Origin of the sequence: Clostridium sp. CAG:265, from assembly GCF_000436575.1 — a bacterium.
GTDB lineage: Bacteria > Bacillota > Clostridia > Clostridiales > Clostridiaceae > Clostridium > Clostridium lentum.
This window is the reverse complement of the sequence record NZ_FR886626.1, coordinates 14,764-33,709: the sequence shown is the minus strand read 5'-3', so window position 1 is coordinate 33,709 and position 18,946 is coordinate 14,764. Positions and strand designations below refer to the sequence as shown.

The following is an 18,946-nucleotide window of genomic DNA, read 5'->3' as shown; positions in this document are numbered from 1 at the left end:
TTAATAATATAAATAAAGGAGTTCATTATGAATTTAATTACATTAGATAAGATAAGTAAATCGTATAGTGAAAAAATACTATTGGATAATGTTACTTTAAATATAAATGAAGGCGATAAGATAGGCTTAATTGGTTTAAATGGAGCAGGGAAGTCTACGCTTTTAAAGATAGTGGCAGGAAAAGATGAATTCTTCAGTGGTGAAGTTACTAAAAGCAAAGATTTAAGAATAGAATATTTATCCCAAAATACAGAATATAAAGATGAAACTACAGTCCTTGAGCAAGTTTTCCATGGTGATAATATTGAAATGAAACTTTTAAAGGAATATGAGCTATTACTAGAAACTATTAATAACAGTGAGTTTTCTGAAGAGCTTAACAATAAACTAATAGCATTACAATCAAAGATAGATAATCTGAATTTATGGAATTTGGAAAGTGAAGCAAAAACAATCTTAACTAAGCTTGGAATAAATAACTACAATGTTAAAATGTCTACTTTATCTGGTGGACAGAAAAAAAGAGTGTTTCTAGCATCTGCTTTAATAAGTCCTTGTAATTTATTAATATTAGATGAACCTACTAATCATTTAGATTCTTCCTCTATAGAATGGTTAGAAGATTATTTAAATGCCAGAAAAGGCGCATTAATGATGATTACTCATGATAGATATTTCTTAGATAGAGTTGCAAATAGAACTATTGAACTAGATAGAGGAAAGTTATATTCATATGATGGAAACTATAGCTATTTCCTAGAAAAGAAAGCAGAAAGGCTTGAGCTTGAAGCAGCAATGGAGGAAAAGAGACAAAAACTTATCCTTAAAGAATTAAAATGGGTAAGAAGAGGGGCTAAAGCTAGAACAACTAAACAAAAAGCAAGACTTCAACGTTTTGATGAATTAGTAAATCAAGAATATATTGCTGCTCCGGAAAATATAGATATGCCTTTTGTAGGAAGAAGATTAGGAAAGAAAACAATAGAATTATATAATATATCAAAAAGATATAATGAAAAGGTATTATTAAAAGATTTTTCTTATATATTCTTAAAAAGCGATAGAATTGGTATTATTGGTGATAACGGTATGGGGAAAACAACTCTTACTAATTTAATTAATGATAGTGTAAAAGTAGATTCAGGAAGTATTGAAATTGGAGATACAGTGAAGATATGTACCTTTGCACAAGATGATTCTCATATGGATTTAAATATGAGGGCCATTGATTATATAAAAGAAGGTGGAGAAACAATTCCAACAGAAGATGGCACTGTAATAACAGCTTCACAATTGGCAGAAAGATTTTTATTTGATGGTATACTTCAATATACAACTATCAATAAACTTTCAGGTGGAGAAAGACGTAGACTTCACTTACTGAGAATACTAATGGAAGCACCAAATGTTTTAATTCTAGATGAGCCTACAAATGATTTAGATATTGAGACATTAAAGATATTAGAAGATTTTATTGATGAATTTATAGGAATAGTTGTAGTTGTATCCCATGATAGATACTTCCTTGATAGAACTTGTAATAAGATTTTCTCTTTTGAAGGTAAAGGTACTATAAAAATATACAATGGTAATTACAGTGATTATTTAATTCATAAAGAAATAGAGTTAGTAAATGAAAAAGATAATAACAATAAAAAAACAACAGTGAAAAAAGAATATGTAAAAACTAAGGAAGATAAGCCTAAATTTTCATTTAAAGAACAGAAGGAATTTGAAACTATCTATGGTGATATTGATAAATTAGAAGAGAAAATAGCCAATATAGATAAAGAAATGGAAGCAAACCCATCGAATTATGGTCTTTTAAATGAACTTACCAATGAAAAAGAAGCACTAGAAGAAGAACTTCTTTATAAATATGAAAGAGTAGAGTATTTAGAAGACTTATCTAAGAGAATTGAAGAGTATAAGAAAAAATAATTTATAAAAAGTTAGATTGCTATACTTGTAATTTAACTTTTATATAAGGAGAAAAAATGGTTTTTAGTAGTTTAATTTTTTTATTTAGATTTATGCCTATTTTCTTTCTTTTCTATTTTATACTTCCTATGAAATATAAGAACTTATGCTTATTGATTTTCAGTCTACTATTTTATTCATGGGGAGAACCAAAATACATCATATTAATGATTGCCTCAATTTTAGTAGACTATTGTATATCACAAAGAATATGGAAAGAAAAAGAGAATAAGAAAAAACAAAAAATTCTCTTAAGTACATCAATTATTTTTAATATAGGGATATTATTTGTATTTAAATACTATAATTTTATAGCAGATAATATAAATAATATTTTTAAAAGTAATATACCACTTAGTTCAATGACATTGCCCCTAGGAATAAGTTTCTATACATTTCAAACACTATCTTACACCATAGATGTTTATAGAGGTAGAATAAGACCTGAAAAGAATATTGTTAATTTTGCTACTTTTGTAACGATGTTTCCACAATTAATTGCAGGTCCTATAGTCAAATATACTGATATAAAAGAAAAGTTGGTTAATAGAAGAAATAATTGGTCATTAGTAGAAGAGGGTGTTGAAGATTTTATTGTAGGTTTAGGAAAAAAAGTATTACTAGCTAATAATTTGGGAATGCTTTGGGAAGAAGCACAAAGTATTGGTTTTGCAAATATATCTACCCCTATGGCTTGGCTTAGCTTATTGGCTTTTTCATTGCAAATTTACTATGATTTTAGTGGTTATTCCACAATGGCCATAGGACTTGGAAAAATGTTAGGATTTGTATTTCCTAAAAACTTTAATTATCCTTACATATCTAAAAGTATTTCTGAGTTTTGGAGAAGGTGGCATATAACTTTAGGATCTTGGCTTAAAGAATACATATATATACCTCTTGGAGGAAATAGAAAAGGGAAGAAACGTACATTCTTAAATTTACTGATAGTGTGGTTTTTAACTGGACTATGGCATGGTGCAGAATTTAACTTTATCTTATGGGGATTATACTTCTTTTTATTAATTTCCTTGGAGAAGTTAATTTTAGATAAATATCTTAATAACTATAAGCTTTTTGCACACTTTTATACAATATTTATGCTTTTAATGGGTTGGGCCATATTTGCTATAACAGACTTAAATTTATTAAACGTATTTTTAAAACAACTTTTTGCGTTCAAATATAATACAGAATGGATTTATTATCTACAAAATTATCTAATTATAATTGTCATTGGAGTAGTATGCAGTACACCGATGGTTACATCTATCTGGAATAGATTGAAAATAAATAAGTATGTCAGTACACTAATTTTAATATCAATATTTATTTTATCAGTGGCATATTTAGTAGATTCTAGTTATAATCCATTTTTATATTTTAGATTTTAGGTGATACATATGAAGAAAAATATTTTAAAAAAATACCCAACATTCTTTGTGTTTAGTGCCATAGTAATTCTTTTTACAGTGATAGATATTATTAATTCTCCAAAAGAATTTTCAGAACTTGAAAATAAGAATTTATCTCAAATTCCTATTTTATCACTTGAATCATATATTGATACTAGCTTTTCATCTGATTATGAAAAATATATTAATGATCAGTTCTTTTTAAGAGATAAGTGGATTGATTTAAAGTCAAGAATAGAGTATCTATTAGGAAAAAGAGAAAATAATGATATAATTTTTGGCAAGGACAATTATTTATTTAAAAAATTTACTACTTTTAATGATGAGATGCTGAAAAACAATCTCAATTCTATTATAACGTTTACTAATAACTATAATAAAGAAGTGGATTTTTTTATTATTCCTAATTCCTATGCTATATATGATGAATTAACACCACGATATTTACCACTAGTTGATCAATTATCATTAATTAATTCTATCAATAGCTATCTTTCTTTGAAAAGTAACGATCATATAAGCACCATAAATGTTGCTGAAGAATTATTAAAAAATAAAGATGATTATATATATTATAAGACAGATCATCATTGGACATCTTATGGGGCTTATTTAGCTTATTTAACATATATGGATTATTTAGGTTTAGAAATTGTTGATATAAATAACTTAGAAAAAATAACAATAAATAATTTCTTGGGAACATATTATAATAGGAGTAAATATTTCAAGGCAGATAGTGATTTTATTACATATTATAATATTTTAGGTTTGCATATTGAAATAGATGGCAAAGAACAGCTTTCATTAATGGATTTAGATAAATTTAAAGGAAGTGATAAATATTCAGCTTTTCTTTGGGGCAATAATGGATTAACTAAAGTAATTAATGAAAATATTTCGGAAGAAAGAAAAGGTAGTAGTATATTGATTTTTAAGGATTCTTATGCTAATTCATTTATTCAATTTTTATCATATAATTATGAAATTATTGATATTATAGATTTGAGATATTTTAAAGAATCTATAAGAAATTTTATGAAAGATAAGGATTATAATGAAATTCTAATTATGTATAGTTTTAACAATTTGTCTAGTGATATAAATATAAGAAGATTAAAGTTTTAAAAATTAATATTGACTAAAACTTAATGTTCTGTTAATCTAGGATAGTCGATTTTATTTATACAACAGGGGGAAATATAATGGAAAACACAAATGAAAGAAATGTAAAAGTCCTTGTTGCTGATCCATCTGCATTGGGATTATTTGGTTTAGCAATAATAACTTTAGTTGCTTCTTCACAAAAGTTAGGATTAACTTCAGGAGTATCTTTAGTTTTACCATGGGCTATATTTTTAGGAGCATCAGCGCAATTAGTTGCATGTATTAATGATTTCAAACATAATAATGTATTTGGAGCTACAGCATTTGGAGCATACGCATTTTTCTGGTATGCAATGGGATTCTCTTGGATGATCCAAAATGGAGTATTTGGAGAAAAATTAGCTGCTTCAGTTGATACAACTCAATTAGGTGTTGCATTCTTAGGGTATTTAATTTTTACATTATTTATGACAGTAGGTGCTTTAGAAACTAACAAAGTATTATTCTTAATCTTTGTATGTATAGATTTCTTATTCTTAGGATTATCATTAAGCTCATTTGGTATAGCTACAGAATTAACTCACGGGATAGCTGCATGGTCAGAATTAATAATATCTATCTTATCATTCTACGGATGTGCAGGTAACGTGTTAAATAGTCACTTAAAAAGAGTTATATTACCACTTGGTAAGCCATTTGGGATTTTAAAATAATTTATTTGAGACTATAGATAATTAAATTTATCTATAGTTTTTCTATTTAAAATTTTATATAATAAATTTAAGTACTTACAAGGAGATAAATATTATGGAAATTAGCGTTTATTTAAAAAATAAAAAAGACCCAATAAAATATACTGGTGATCGTATAGATGTCCTTGACTTTGAGATGGATAATGTTAAATATAAACAAATTAGATCTTTCAGAAAAGGTTTTTCGAAATCTGAATTGATTATGAGTGATTTAATTGTAAAAATTAAAAAGGTTTAATAAAAATAGCTAAAGATTATAAAAGAACTCATCTTTAGCTATTTTTATTAATTAAACTAATATCAGTTATATATGTTATTTATATATATTAATATAATTTTATTATAATTAAGTGTTTTTAATACTTATTTTACTTATAAAGGGATTTCGATTCTGATAAAAAAAATATTTCGAGCTTTTATGTTAATTAGTAAAAATATAATTTTCAATAATTTAAAAATATATTTTAAATTAAAAGTTATGTGTATATTTTTCATAAATACATAATATAAAGTAATAACTTTTATTAATTTATATATTTCGCTAAATACCTATTTAGCGAAATTCGTATTGTTGAATTATAAAAGCCTCTATGATATAATAAAATAGAGGTTTTATAGCTTATAATGGAGGTATACAATTGACATTAAAACGAACTTCAAATAATAATTATTCTAACTTTTCATATACTAGTGAAGTAAACAAACTATTAAATGTTACATTAAATAAGCGAGATGAAAGTAAATTAAAACAAGTATATGCTAATTTCAATAATTTAGAGTCTTCTCGTAGTTACGAACCAATCATAAAGGATTTATATATCTTTACTGAAAAGCATCATTTAACCACTAAGCAATTATCTGAAATTTATAAAATTGGAGTAAGAAGCATTCAAAAATGGCTTAAAGAATTAGGCCTTAATAGGTCTATAGCTAAAGCTCATAAAGTTGCTAATAAAAGTACTGTTAATAAAAAAAATATCGATATTGAATTGTTGGGTGCCAATGTATCAAATGTACCTCTAATTAATAAATTTGGTATAGAAATTGAAGAAAAAGAGAATCTACCTATGCTAGTAAAGGATTTTTTAAATTATTTAGAAACAATCAAAGGTAAATCAATCAATACTATAAACGCTTATAAAACAGATTTATCTGTCTTTTTTAAGTTTATAAAGGTTTATAAAGGGTATCAATTAGATGATAATATTCAATTTATAGATATACCAATTGATGATATCAATAGTGATTTTATAAAATCAATTAAGCTAACTGATATGTATGCATTCTTATCTTATGCTGAAAAACAAAGAAACAATAGTAATTATGCAAGAGCTAGAAAAGTAGCAACTTTAAAGTCATTTTATAATTATCTTCACAATAAAGCTAAGGTTATTGAATTTAATGCTGCAGCTGAGTTGGAATCGCCCAAGATCAATGAAAGGCACCCTATTTATTTAACATTAGATCAAAGTATCGAACTTCTTGATTCATTAGATAAGTCTAATAAAAATTATGAAAGAGATTACTGTATTTTGGTTTTCTTTCTTAACTGTGGCTTAAGAGTTTCTGAATTATGTAGCATTGAAATTAACAAGATTAAAAGCGACACTTTAACTATAATTGGCAAAGGAAATAAAGAAAGGACTATTTACCTTAATTCGGTATGTATTAAAGCTTTAGAGCAATATTTATCTGTCAGAGATGATTCTAAAGCAATATCTAAAAATAAGAATTACTTATTTTTATCAGCTAGAAATACACCTATTAATAAGAGAACTGTCGAAATATTAGTTAAAAAGCATATTTCAAATGCTGGATTTACCAACGCTAAGTATACTCCTCATAAGTTAAGACATACAGCAGCAACACTTATGTATAAGCATGGTAATGTTGATATAAGGAGTTTACAAAACATATTAGGACATGAAAGTATATCTACAACGCAAATTTACACTCATGTTGATGAGGATCAATTAAGAGATGCTGTAAATTCTAATCCTCTTTCTAATTTGTAAATAATAAAAAACTATATCACTTAATGTAATATAGTTTTTTATTATTTATTTTATTTTTTATTTTTTAAAGAAACTGTTCTTAATCCTGGATATAATTCGATAGTTGAATCTTCTAATGATTCTTCTTCATCTAACCCTATATCATCAAGATACACAATATTTTCAAAAGCATCTACATAATCATCTTCAAGATAATTTTCTAAATCTACAGAATATTCTGCTTCATTTGATTCTATATGTAAATCAAGAGCTGTATCCATTGCTTTTTTAAGTTCTTCTTCGATAAATTTATTTTCTTCAACATTTTTAGATATATCTTCAATTTTTATAGCTCTAATATCAACACCTGCTTCTTCTAAGCATTTACCACAGTTATCACATATCTTTCCACCAGGAATTAAATCACAGTAATCATCTTCAGTATATTTATTGTTGCTCATAATATCACCTCAACTTAATTAACTTTTATATTCTATCAAAGTATTGTATAAATTTCAATAGTTATTTTATAGAACATTCGTTTGATATTAAATTTACAGTATGTTATAATAAAATTACTAAAGTGAGGTGTTAAAAGATGAGCGAGTTAAAGGATAAGCAATTATTGATATATGAATTTTTAAAAGATTTTACAAGCCAAAAAGGATATCCACCGACTGTTAGGGAAATATGTAAGGCTGTTGGACTTAAGTCAACATCTTCGGTTCATGGACATTTAAAGCAGCTTGAAAAAGAAGGATTAATAAAAAGAGATCCTACAAAACCTAGAGCATTAGAAATAGTTGATTCTGTTGTTAAGAAAGAAATGATCAATGTACCAATTATCGGAAGAGTAACTGCTGGACTTCCTATACTAGCTAATGAAAATATCGAGGATTCTTTTCCACTACCGTTAGATTACGTTAAGCATAATAATGATTTATTTATGCTTAAAATAAGTGGTAGCAGTATGATTAAAGCAGGTATACTTGATGGAGATTTTGCGATAATTGAAAGAACTCAAACTGCATCTAATGGTGATAAGATTGTTGCCTTAATAGAAAATGAAGCAACACTTAAAACATTCTATAGAGAAAATGATCATATACGATTGCAGCCAGAAAATGATGATATGGAACCAATTATAGTTGATAATTGCAGTATACTTGGTAAGCTTATAGGTATATATAGAACATATTAAAAAAGAGAACCCCATTTAAGTTCTCTTTTTTAATACTTAAAATTATATTATGTTATTTAAAGCTAATAATACACCTATTTTTGCATGATCAAATGTTAATCCACCTTGTAAATATGCAATATAAGGCTCCCTAATTGGTGCATCAGCAGATAATTCTATTGAAGAACCTTGAATAAATGCTCCTGCTGCCATAATTACCTCATCTGTATATCCAGGCATTGCCCATGGTTCACATTCAACAAATGAATCAATTGGTGAACCTTTTTGAATACCCTTACAGAAGTTAATAAGGTTTTCTTTATTCCCAAATTTAATAGCTTGTATTATATCACTTCTCTTATCTGTATATTTTGGTAATACTTCAAATCCAGCAAGCTCCATAATTCTTGAGCAGAAGATTGCTCCTTTAACAGCTTCCATTGCTATATGAGGTGCTAGGAATAACCCTTGGAACAATTGTCTCATTACACCGAAAGTAGAACCACATTCTCCTCCTATTCCTGGAGTTGTTAATCTGTAGCTGGCTTGTTCAACATACTTTGATTTACCTACAATATATCCACCTGTTGGTGCAATACCACCACCAGCATTTTTAATTAATGAACCAGCAATTAAGTCAGCTCCCACATCAGTTGGCTCAATTGTATCAATAAATTCACCATAACAGTTATCAACAAATACTACTACATCTTCTCTAATTGATTTAACTACCTTGATTATTTCTCCTAGCTCTGATACTAAAAATGAGTTTCTCCAACCATACCCTGTACTTCTTTGAATATGTACAAGCTTTATGCTGTTATCTTCTTTTAAAACTTCTGTTATTTTTTCAACATCAAATTTTCCATTTAATAGGTCTACTTGTTTATATTTTACACCATATTCTCTAAGAGATCCGATGTTTTCCTTATCATTGATACCAATTATATTATGTAATGTGTCATATGGAGTGCCTGAAATACATACCATCGTATCCCCTGTTTTTAAATTACCCATTAAAGCACATCCTATGGCATGAGTTCCATTTACAAAATGTGGTCTAACTAAAGCGCTTTCTGCATTGAACACCCTTGCATATACTTTGTCTAGAGCTTCTCTTCCTATATCATCATATCCATATCCTGATGAATTAGTAAAATGAGAATCACTTATTCTTTCTTCTTGAAAAGCATGTAAAACCTTCAATTGATTATATTCTCTTATTTCATCATAAACCTTTAATTGATCTTCAATGTCATTTAATGCTTGTTTATATAACTCAAAAACATTATGCTTTATCTTATACTTATTAACTAGTAAGTCTTCCGCTAAATTAATCATATTTATCCTCCATTATCTTGTTACTATGACTATTATATATAATTAATTTGTAAATATAAAGTATTTATATAAAAAAAGATGAAAGATTAACCTTCATCTTCTTTACCATATTCATTACCCTCTGCAAATAAAATAGGCTTGTTTGGAGAAATTGTAGTTATTGCATGTTTATAAACCATCATTTGTTTACCTTCAGAATCTAATATAACTGTAAAATTATCAAATCCTTTTACTAGTCCCTTTAGAAGAAACCCATTGGTTAAATATATAGATACTGGCATTTTGCTTTTTCTTGCACCATTAAGAAAAATATCCTGTAAATTATTTTGTTGTTTATTCAACATAACCACCTCCATAATATAGCAATATGTTAATTAAAATTATAACGCTATTACCTATTAATGTCATTAATTATTTTATTTAAAATCTCATCATCAGACATATAGTCCTTATTCAAAAATATTGCTCTTGGATCCTTTCTAAACCAAGTAAGTTGTCTTTTTGCATAATTTCTAGAACCTTGCTTAACCATCTCTTTGCTTTCTTCTAAAGTAATTAATCCATCTAAATACAATAACACTTCTTTGTAACCTATTCCTTGCATTGACTGCATAGAAGAAGTATACCCTAATTTCTTTAAATTAATACATTCAACAAGTAATCCCTTTTCATACATAATTTCTACTCTTTTATTTATTCTCTCATAAAGCTTTGTTCTATCCATATTTAATACAAAATAATGTACATCATATTTGCTTTTATATAAATTATCACCGGCATTATATGAGCTAAAAGGCTTACCAGTAAGCTTATATACCTCTAAAGCTCTAATAACCCTTTTTCTATTATTAGGATGAATAGACTCATAACTTATAGGATCTATTTCTTTTAACATGTTATGGACATATTCTGTTCCCTCTTTATCTATAAGTTTATTTAATTCTTCTCTATATTCATCGTCCTTTTCAGATTCTGTGAAATTCATATTACAAGTCAAAGCATTAATATATAAACCAGTCCCACCAGTAAGGATAGGAAGTTTTCCTCTTCTTAAAATGTCTTCTATGGCTTTTTCTGCCCTCTCCTTATAATCTGCAACAGAAAAAGCTATATCTGGTGAAACTACATCTAACATATGATGTTTTACTCCCAGCATTTCTTCTTCTTTTATTTTAGCTGAACCTATATCCATGCCTTTATAAATCTGCATAGAATCAGTAGAAATTATTTCACCATTCAAGGCTTTTGCCAGTCTAATTGATAGTTCTGTTTTACCTACTGCTGTTGGACCAGCTAGCACTAAGATTTTATCTTTCATATATTTTCCTTTCTAAACAATCCTTCTAAATTTTTTATCTAATTCATAATTGGTCATTTTTATAATTATTGGCCTTCCATGTGGACAATGGAAAGGATCTTCAATATATCTTAATTGCTCAATTAGCTCTTTCATTTCTATTTCAGTAAGATAATCATTAGCTTTTACTGCAGCTCTACAGGCCATTGAAGCAATTTTATTTATTTTAACTTCAACAGTTTTTCCACTTCCCATATTCTTTAGGTTGTCTATCATATCTAAGAACAGTTTTTTAGAGTCCAGCTTTCCTAAGAAATAAGGAACCTCTTTTAAAGAAATTGTATTGTCACCAAATTCATCGATGATAAAACCAGACTCTTCAAAAAGATTCTTATTTTCAATATAGCATTCATAATCATCCATGGACATTTCAAGTACCATCGGTATTAATAAAGGCTGAATAATAGTATTCTTATTTTCGATATCATTTCGATATTTTTCGAATAGGATTTTTTCATGAGCTGCATGCTGATCAATTATATATAGACAATCTAAATATTCTGCCAAGATATATGTTTTATTAAATTGACCAATAACCCTTAAGTCTGCAAATTTTGCCACTGGAACTTTTTTATCAATACTTTTTTTGATTTCACTTTTTTCTTCATTAGAGTTTTCCTTATGAGAGTTGTTATATAAAATTTCTTCCTTCTCAAAATTTTGCTCAACATATTCATCATTTTTAATGAAGTTTTTAGCCTCTTTAGCAGCTTTTAATTCATTATAGATATTCTCTTCCTTTTTAATATCATTCATAGTTACAGAACTATATATATCATTTATAGAAGGTTCCTTTAGTAAGCTTTTTTTTGTTTCAAGTAAATCTATCTGTTCTCTTTTCTCAACATTTATAAGTTCTTCTTTTAGCAATAAAGGATTTTGAATATTAACATTTAGTTGTTCTTGATGAATTGCAAAACTATTGAATACATCATTCTTCAAAGCACTATGAACAGTATCAAAAACAGCCTTAAAAATCATTCTTTCATCTTTAAATTTTATTTCTGCTTTTGTTGGGTGAATATTTACATCTATATTATCAGCAGGAATATCAATAAACAATACAAAGAAAGGAAACTTATTTACTGTTGAGAAAGATTTAAAAGCATTTTCCACAGCAGCAACAACAGTTTTATTCTTAATATATCTATTATTTACATATATGCTTTGATTATTTCTAGACCCACGTGCAATAGATTCTCTTCCAACATATCCATATATCCTAATATAACTGTCTTCATGGTTAGAGAATTCTATGATATCTTCATAAATTGTTTTACCATAAATAGTTCTAATAGTAGATGCTAAGTTATTATCTCCATAAGTTAAAAGAGTCTTTTTTTTATTATTGAATAGTTTAAAAGAAATATTAGGATAAGAAAGAGCTATTCTTGTGACAATATCATTGGCAAGAGATCCTTCTCTAGATGGAGTCTTTAAAAACTTCTTTCTAGCAGGAACATTGAAGAATAGATTTCTCACTTCCATAATTGAACCATTATTCATCCCTATATCATTGATTGATAATATTTCACCAGCAGAAATGGATACTTCCTTACCAAAATTGGCATCGGCAGTCTTACTTCTAAAGTTAACCTCAGAAACAGAGGCAATAGAAGGCAGCGCTTCTCCTCTGAATCCTAAAGTATTAATATGATATATATCATCCACAGATACAATCTTTGATGTAGCATGAGGCAAGAATGCTTTCGAAATATCATCTGCATAAATTCCAGAACCATTATCTATAACACGAATTAAATTTATTCCACCTTCTTCTATTTCAATGGTAATATTTTTAGCACCTGCATCAATGGAGTTTTCTACTAACTCTTTTACTACTGAGGCTGGTCTCTCTACAACCTCACCAGCAGCAATTTTATTAGAAGTATGCTCATCTAATATGTTTATTCTTTTCATCATAGTACCTCACTTACATATTCTTAGATTTTTGTACTATTTCAAAGAGTTTATTCATTGCAGCAAGAGGTGTCATCGTCATTATTTCAATACCAGCAATTTCTTTAAGAAAAGCTTCCTTTTCAATCATTGCAAAATCTATTTGTATTGTATCATTAGTTTCTACAGTCACTTTTTCTTCTTTTTTAGAATCTTTTTCTAAATCTACCACAGCTTCTTGTTTAGTATCCACTACAGTTTCCTTTATTTCTTCTGCAACGTTCTCTTCGGCCATAAACTTTCTTTTGTTACTTTGTTCACTTAACAATTCATGACTTTCATCAAAGGATTTTTCTCCTTCTAACTTGTGTAGAATTTCCTTTGCTCTTTCAATAACACCTTCTGGTAACCCTGCTAGTTTAGCAACCTCAATACCATATGATTGGTCAGCACCACCTTCCACAATTTTTCTTAGGAAAATTACTTCACCAAGTTTTTCAGTTACAGCAACTGAATAATTCTTAACTCCTTCAATAACACCTTCTAATTTAGTAAGCTCATGATAATGAGTAGCAAATAAAGTGTTACATTTTAATGTTTCCTTATTACACATATATTCTATTACTGACCAAGCTATACTTAATCCATCATATGTAGATGTTCCTCTTCCAACTTCATCTAATAAAACTAAACTCTTAGAAGTTGCATTCTTTAAGATATTTGATACTTCCCACATTTCCACCATGAAAGTAGACTTACCACCTGCTAAGTCATCTGATGCTCCTATTCTTGTAAATATCTTATCAGAAATAGAAATATTGGCACTGTTTGCTGGAACAAATGATCCTATTTGCGCCATTAAGTTAATTAGAGCCACTTGTCTCATGTAAGTAGATTTACCAGCCATATTAGGTCCAGTAATAAGAAGAAACCTATCTTTCTTTCTATTTAAATGTGTATCATTACAAATAAATTCACCTTTATCAATTACCTTTTCTACAACAGGGTGACGTCCTTCTTTTATTTCAAAAATTCCCTCTTCGTTAATTTGCGGTTTTACATAATTATTTTCTAAGGCAATAATAGCCATAGTTGAAATTACATCTAACGATGATATTATGTTAGCAGTCTTTTTAAGTCTAGATATTTCTTTTTCTACTTTATCTCTTACTTCAACAAATAACTTATATTCTAAAGCAATAAGTTTTTCTTCAGCACCTAATATTTTTTCTTCCATAACCTTTAACTCTTCAGTAATGAATCTTTCAGCATTAGCAAGAGTTTGCTTTCTTATATAACGCCCTTCAGGAATAGTAGCATAATTTGCTTTAGATATCTCTATATAATAACCAAATACTTTATTATAGCCAACTTTTAATGAACGGATACCAGTAAATTCTCTTTCTTTATTTTCAAGTTCAGCAATCCACTGTTTACCATTAAGCTTTGCACTTCTAAGTTCATCTACTTGGGCAGAATATCCATTATTAATTATATTTCCTTCTTTTACTGATATTGAAGGATCAGCAATAATTGCTAAGTTTAATAATTCATTTAAATCATCTAATGTATCTAATGAATTATACCATTCCTTTAGTAATGGTGCATTTAATCCATTTAAAACAGCTTTTATAGATGGCAGTTTTTGTAATGATGATTTTAATGAAACTAAATCTCTAGCATTAACATTCTTATTAGAAATCTTACCTACAATTCTTTCTATATCATAAACATCCTTAAGAGCTTCTCTAATTTCCTCATTTATATATGTGTTATTATATAATTCTTCTACAGATGTTAATCTATTTTCAATTTCATCCTTCTTTATTAATGGTTCTTCAATCCACTTTCTTAGAGTTCTTCCTCCCATTGCAGTGGCAGTCTTATCTAAAACCCAAATAAGACTTCCCTTTTTAGTCTTATCCCTTAAGTTTTCAGTAAGTTCTAAGTTTCTTCTAGAACTACTGTCAATTGACATATAGTTTATAATGTCATATGTATCTAAAAGATTTATATTAGATAAACTTATCTTTTGTGTTTCTAATATGTATTTTAATAATGTAGAAGAAGCTTTCTTTGCTCTCTTATCAAGATTTTTTAAATCTAAAGATGTGAATTGAGCTATCATTTCTTCATCACTACAAGAAAAGTCATTGAAGTCCTTAATAGTAACTAAAGCGTTACTTATACCTTTAATATCATTTTCTAAGTTTTCATAAATACTCTTATCTATAAGAATTTCTTTTGGTGAAATTTTTGATATTTCATCTAGAAGGCTTGCCTTAGAAACAGTAAATGATGTTGTTTTAAATTCACCAGTGGAAATATCTGAAGAGGCTACACCATATATGCCATCTTCTTCATAAATAGATAACATATATACATTTTTGTATTCTTCTTCAGTTGTATTTTCTATAAAAGTACCTGGTGTAATAACTTTAATTACATCTCTTTTAACTATACCTTTAGTAGCTGCAGGATCTTCAACTTGTTCACCAATGGCAACCTTATATCCTTTATTAACTAATTTAGATATATATGAAGCTGCAGCATGGAATGGAATTCCACACATTGGTGCTCTTTCTTCCAAACCACATTCTCTACCTGTTAAAACAAGTTCTAATTCTTTCGATGCTATCTTCGCATCTTCAAAAAACATTTCATAAAAGTCACCTAATCTATAAAAAAGAATACAATCTTCATATCTTTCTTTTATTTCAACGTATTGTCTCATCATAGGCGTTAATGCCATGATACATCCCTCCTAGTAATTTTCAAGGTATATACCTTGATTTTTAGCCATTTTATAAAATAAATTATACATTATTACAAAAAAAATATAAAGGAAATAAGACTAAACAAATTTATCTAAAATCATTGTATAATTATTCAGATATATCCTCGTATATTTGTATACAAATCGCTAATTATTCACTTATAATTAATATTTATACATGATATTGAAATAAGTTTTACCATAAAATGAGCTGTTCACTAATTATTTAGTGCGACAGCCCTTTTTAAAATTATTATATTATTGCAGTAATTACTCTTTTTTACTTTCTTCTTTAATTTTATCAGCTAGTTTATCTGAAACACCTGGAATATAAGCTTTAACATTTTCTGTTGGATCATTTAATAATCCAAGTAATAGCAAAATGCTACAGATGGATTCTATGATCCCCATAACTTTATCACTATTGATGTCTAAGCCAAATTGACATAATAAACTTACAATAAGTGCAGCTAAAGCTACTATGGTACCTCTGTTATTTAATCTAGATAAAATAGACTTCCAAACTGACATAGTTCACATCTCCCTATTATTAATCTTTTAATAACTATAAACTATACACTAAATATTATTTCTATACATCAGTAAATATTCCTTAATCTAATAAAAAAAGAAACTATATTATATTTTGAAATACCTAATTTAATTAAGGTATAAAATAAAATTAAAAAAGCTGCCACATATGGCAGCTTTAAATTATTTAATTACTTCACCTATTAATGAGAAGTTTTGAGCTCTTGTTATTTTTACATTAACAAGTTCTCCAACATTTACATTTTCACCAGTAAAGTTAACTAATCTTCCTGTTCTAGTTCTTCCTGTAAGTTTTTCAGCATCATTTTTGCTATTTCCTTCTACTAATACTTCAAGTATATTTCCTTCTTCAGCCTTATTTTGTGCAATCACTCTTTCATTTACTGCAGCAATTAATCTATTAAACCTATGGTGCTTATCTTCCTCACTAACTTGATTTAACATCATATCAGCTGGTGTATTGTTTCTTCTTGAATAAATGAAAGTAAATGCTGAAGAATATCCTACTTCTTTAACAAGTTCTAATGTTTCTTGGAAATCTTCTTCTGTTTCACCTGGGAAACCAACAATAATATCTGTTGTTAAAGTCACTCCTGGTATTTCTTCTTTAATTTTCTTTATTAAATCTAAATAATATTCTTTTGTGTAATGTCTATTCATTTTCTTTAATATACTATTTGATCCACTTTGTACTGGTAAATGAATTTGTTCGCATAACTTATCACATTCTTTAATAGCCATTATTACATCATGTGTAAGGTCTTTAGGATGAGATGTCATAAATCTAACTCTTTCTAATCCTTCTATTTCATTAATCATTCTTAAAAGTTTTGCAAAATCAACTTCTTCTTCTAATCCTTTACCATATGAGTTTACATTTTGACCAAGTAAAGTTATTTCTTTATAACCTTGTGCAACAAGTTCCCTTACCTCATTTAAAATATCTTCAGGCTTTCTTGAACGTTCTCTTCCTCTTACATATGGTACTATACAATAAGTACAGAAGTTGTTGCATCCATACATTATTGTTACGAAAGCTTTTACATTACTTTCTCTATCTATTGGAAGTCCTTCAACAATATCTGTTTCTTTATTAAATATTTCTTTTATTTGAACACCTTCAGTTTTAACTCTATTTAAGTATTCAGGGAATTTATATGCATTATGTGTACCAAATACAATATTTACATATGGGAATTTTTTTAAAATTTTATCTGCCATACCTTCTTGCTGCATCATACATCCACATATTCCTATAATTAAATCTGGATTTTCTTTCTTTAAATGCTTAAGACTTCCTAAATTACCAAAAACCTTATTTTCGGCATTTTCTCTTACACAACAAGTATTAAACAATATTATACCTGCGTCTTCCTTATTTTCAGTTTTTGTATATCCAACTCTTTTAAGCATACCAGATAATTTTTCAGAATCTTCTTCATTCATTTGGCATCCCCAAGTTTCGATATAGAAGTGTTTTTTTACATTATCTTTTTCTTTAAGTTCATCTAATATTTTAATATCAAAATTTTTACTCATTATTGTTCCTCCAAAATTTATATAAATCATAACGTATTATAACATAACTTTTTGCAAAAAATAAAGAGTAGGATTTTTAGGTTCTGTATACTTTTAATAAATATATTTTTGTTATTTCTCTCTTTTCCAGTTATTTATGGAGTACTCATATTTAAATCCACATTTATTATATAAATTTATGGCTTTAATATTATTTTTATCCACTCTAATGTATAAATCCAATATATTTCTATCAATACACTCATTGATAATATGATTTAATAATAATTCGCCAAAGCCCTTCCCCCTAAAAACAGGAACTATACCAAAATTAACAACAGTATATCTTCCCCTATTATAAATAACTTGTCCATACCCAATAGCACTATTATTCATCATCAAAAATATAGAGAGATCATCTATATAATATTCTTGCTTTATATCATTTTCAATGTCTGAAACATAAATTTCTGCTCGCATTTTATCATGAAAAATATCATTTTGCAGGTCACATCGTAACTTTTCATCTTTACCTATTTTAAATCTTTTAAATGCTATATTAGGATGTATAAACCTATTGCTATAAGCATATTCAAGAACATCTTTATCTTCTGTTATCTTTTTAAATAATATTTCACTACCTTTTTTATCTTGGTCAAATAATACAAGTTTCATTAAAAATGTTTCTCTATATTTACAAAAACCTAGCTTACGTAATACGCTATTGATTGCTTCATTATTCAACTCCTCATAAATAAGCATATCGTTATTAAACTCCCATAGTATATCTTTATCAACTATTTCTAAATATGATGGTTTAACATATAAAGACCACACCTTAATTGGATTTTCGAAAGGTATGTTATACCAAATATAACCTATGACTTTCTCATTATGAACAAATAATTTCACAAATTTTTTTAGTACTATCTTTGAAAAAAAACTTTCACTTTCATAATACTTAAAAAAATCTTTATCATAAGTTTTAAAATTTAGCTTTTCTGCACTTAATTTCTTAAATTTATCCAAATTACTATTTGATAACTTTTCTAACGATAACATGCCAATCCCTTCT

At 27.5% G+C, this 18,946-nt stretch carries 16 protein-coding genes; 7 read left to right on the top strand and 9 right to left on the bottom strand.

The window, feature by feature from the left end; translation table 11 throughout:
- Window positions 1-27: 27 nt before the first annotated feature.
- From Q5O29_RS08260 to Q5O29_RS08235, 6 genes are all read left to right on the top strand, one after another.
- A complete protein-coding gene (locus Q5O29_RS08260) occupies window positions 28-1,941 on the top strand; it encodes an ABC-F family ATP-binding cassette domain-containing protein (RefSeq protein WP_022212489.1) in 1,914 nt (637 codons plus the stop codon).
- Window positions 1,942-1,997: 56 nt separating this feature from the next.
- The gene (locus tag Q5O29_RS08255; RefSeq protein WP_022212488.1) at window positions 1,998-3,374 is read left to right on the top strand and encodes an MBOAT family protein; all 1,377 of its coding nucleotides are present in this window, start codon (window positions 1,998-2,000) and stop codon (window positions 3,372-3,374) included.
- A 9-nt stretch (window positions 3,375-3,383) separates the two neighbouring features.
- Window positions 3,384-4,523, top strand: a complete 1,140-nt coding sequence (locus Q5O29_RS08250) for a DHHW family protein (RefSeq protein ID WP_022212487.1) — start codon at window positions 3,384-3,386, stop codon at window positions 4,521-4,523.
- 77 nt (window positions 4,524-4,600) lie between these two features.
- Complete coding sequence (locus tag Q5O29_RS08245) at window positions 4,601-5,215, top strand: acetate uptake transporter family protein (protein ID WP_022212486.1); 615 nt, start codon at window positions 4,601-4,603, stop codon at window positions 5,213-5,215.
- 94 nt (window positions 5,216-5,309) lie between these two features.
- Window positions 5,310-5,492: a hypothetical protein gene (locus Q5O29_RS08240; protein ID WP_022212485.1), complete on the top strand. Its 183-nt coding sequence runs from the start codon at window positions 5,310-5,312 to the stop codon at window positions 5,490-5,492.
- A gap of 829 nt (window positions 5,493-6,321) precedes the next feature.
- Window positions 6,322-7,269, top strand: a complete 948-nt coding sequence (locus Q5O29_RS08235) for a tyrosine recombinase XerC (RefSeq protein ID WP_302631960.1) — start codon at window positions 6,322-6,324, stop codon at window positions 7,267-7,269.
- A gap of 50 nt (window positions 7,270-7,319) precedes the next feature.
- Here Q5O29_RS08235 and Q5O29_RS08230 read toward each other — a convergent pair whose 3' ends face one another.
- Complete coding sequence (locus Q5O29_RS08230) at window positions 7,320-7,709, bottom strand: hypothetical protein (protein ID WP_022212483.1); 390 nt, start codon at window positions 7,707-7,709, stop codon at window positions 7,320-7,322.
- A 137-nt stretch (window positions 7,710-7,846) separates the two neighbouring features.
- Between Q5O29_RS08230 and lexA the strand changes: the two genes are divergently transcribed.
- A complete protein-coding gene (lexA, locus tag Q5O29_RS08225) occupies window positions 7,847-8,449 on the top strand; it encodes a transcriptional repressor LexA (protein ID WP_022212482.1) in 603 nt (200 codons plus the stop codon).
- 42 nt (window positions 8,450-8,491) lie between these two features.
- On the opposite strand, the gene Q5O29_RS08220 is transcribed toward lexA, so the two are convergent.
- From Q5O29_RS08220 to Q5O29_RS08185, 8 genes are all read right to left on the bottom strand, one after another.
- On the bottom strand, window positions 8,492-9,769 hold the full coding sequence (locus Q5O29_RS08220; RefSeq protein ID WP_022212481.1) for a methionine gamma-lyase family protein: 1,278 nt from the start codon (window positions 9,767-9,769) through the stop codon (window positions 8,492-8,494).
- An 86-nt stretch (window positions 9,770-9,855) separates the two neighbouring features.
- Window positions 9,856-10,110 carry an RNA chaperone Hfq gene (gene hfq / locus Q5O29_RS08215; protein WP_302631131.1) on the bottom strand — a complete coding sequence of 85 codons (255 nt, stop codon included), beginning with the start codon at window positions 10,108-10,110 and terminating at the stop codon, window positions 9,856-9,858.
- A gap of 50 nt (window positions 10,111-10,160) precedes the next feature.
- Complete coding sequence (miaA, locus tag Q5O29_RS08210; RefSeq protein WP_022212479.1) at window positions 10,161-11,087, bottom strand: tRNA (adenosine(37)-N6)-dimethylallyltransferase MiaA; 927 nt, start codon at window positions 11,085-11,087, stop codon at window positions 10,161-10,163.
- A gap of 12 nt (window positions 11,088-11,099) precedes the next feature.
- Window positions 11,100-13,046 (bottom strand): DNA mismatch repair endonuclease MutL, encoded by a 1,947-nt coding sequence (gene mutL, locus Q5O29_RS08205; protein ID WP_022212478.1) that lies wholly within the window; start codon window positions 13,044-13,046, stop codon window positions 11,100-11,102.
- 13 nt (window positions 13,047-13,059) lie between these two features.
- Entirely contained in the window at window positions 13,060-15,777 is a 2,718-nt protein-coding gene (mutS, locus tag Q5O29_RS08200) for a DNA mismatch repair protein MutS (RefSeq protein ID WP_022212477.1), read from the bottom strand.
- Between the two features lie 294 nt (window positions 15,778-16,071).
- Window positions 16,072-16,332, bottom strand: coding sequence for a phage holin (locus tag Q5O29_RS08195; RefSeq protein ID WP_022212476.1), 261 nt, complete (start codon window positions 16,330-16,332; stop codon window positions 16,072-16,074).
- A 183-nt stretch (window positions 16,333-16,515) separates the two neighbouring features.
- A complete protein-coding gene (miaB, locus tag Q5O29_RS08190; protein ID WP_022212475.1) occupies window positions 16,516-17,892 on the bottom strand; it encodes a tRNA (N6-isopentenyl adenosine(37)-C2)-methylthiotransferase MiaB in 1,377 nt (458 codons plus the stop codon).
- 111 nt (window positions 17,893-18,003) lie between these two features.
- The gene (locus Q5O29_RS08185) at window positions 18,004-18,933 is read right to left on the bottom strand and encodes a GNAT family N-acetyltransferase (protein WP_022212474.1); all 930 of its coding nucleotides are present in this window, start codon (window positions 18,931-18,933) and stop codon (window positions 18,004-18,006) included.
- Window positions 18,934-18,946: the final 13 nt, after the last annotated feature.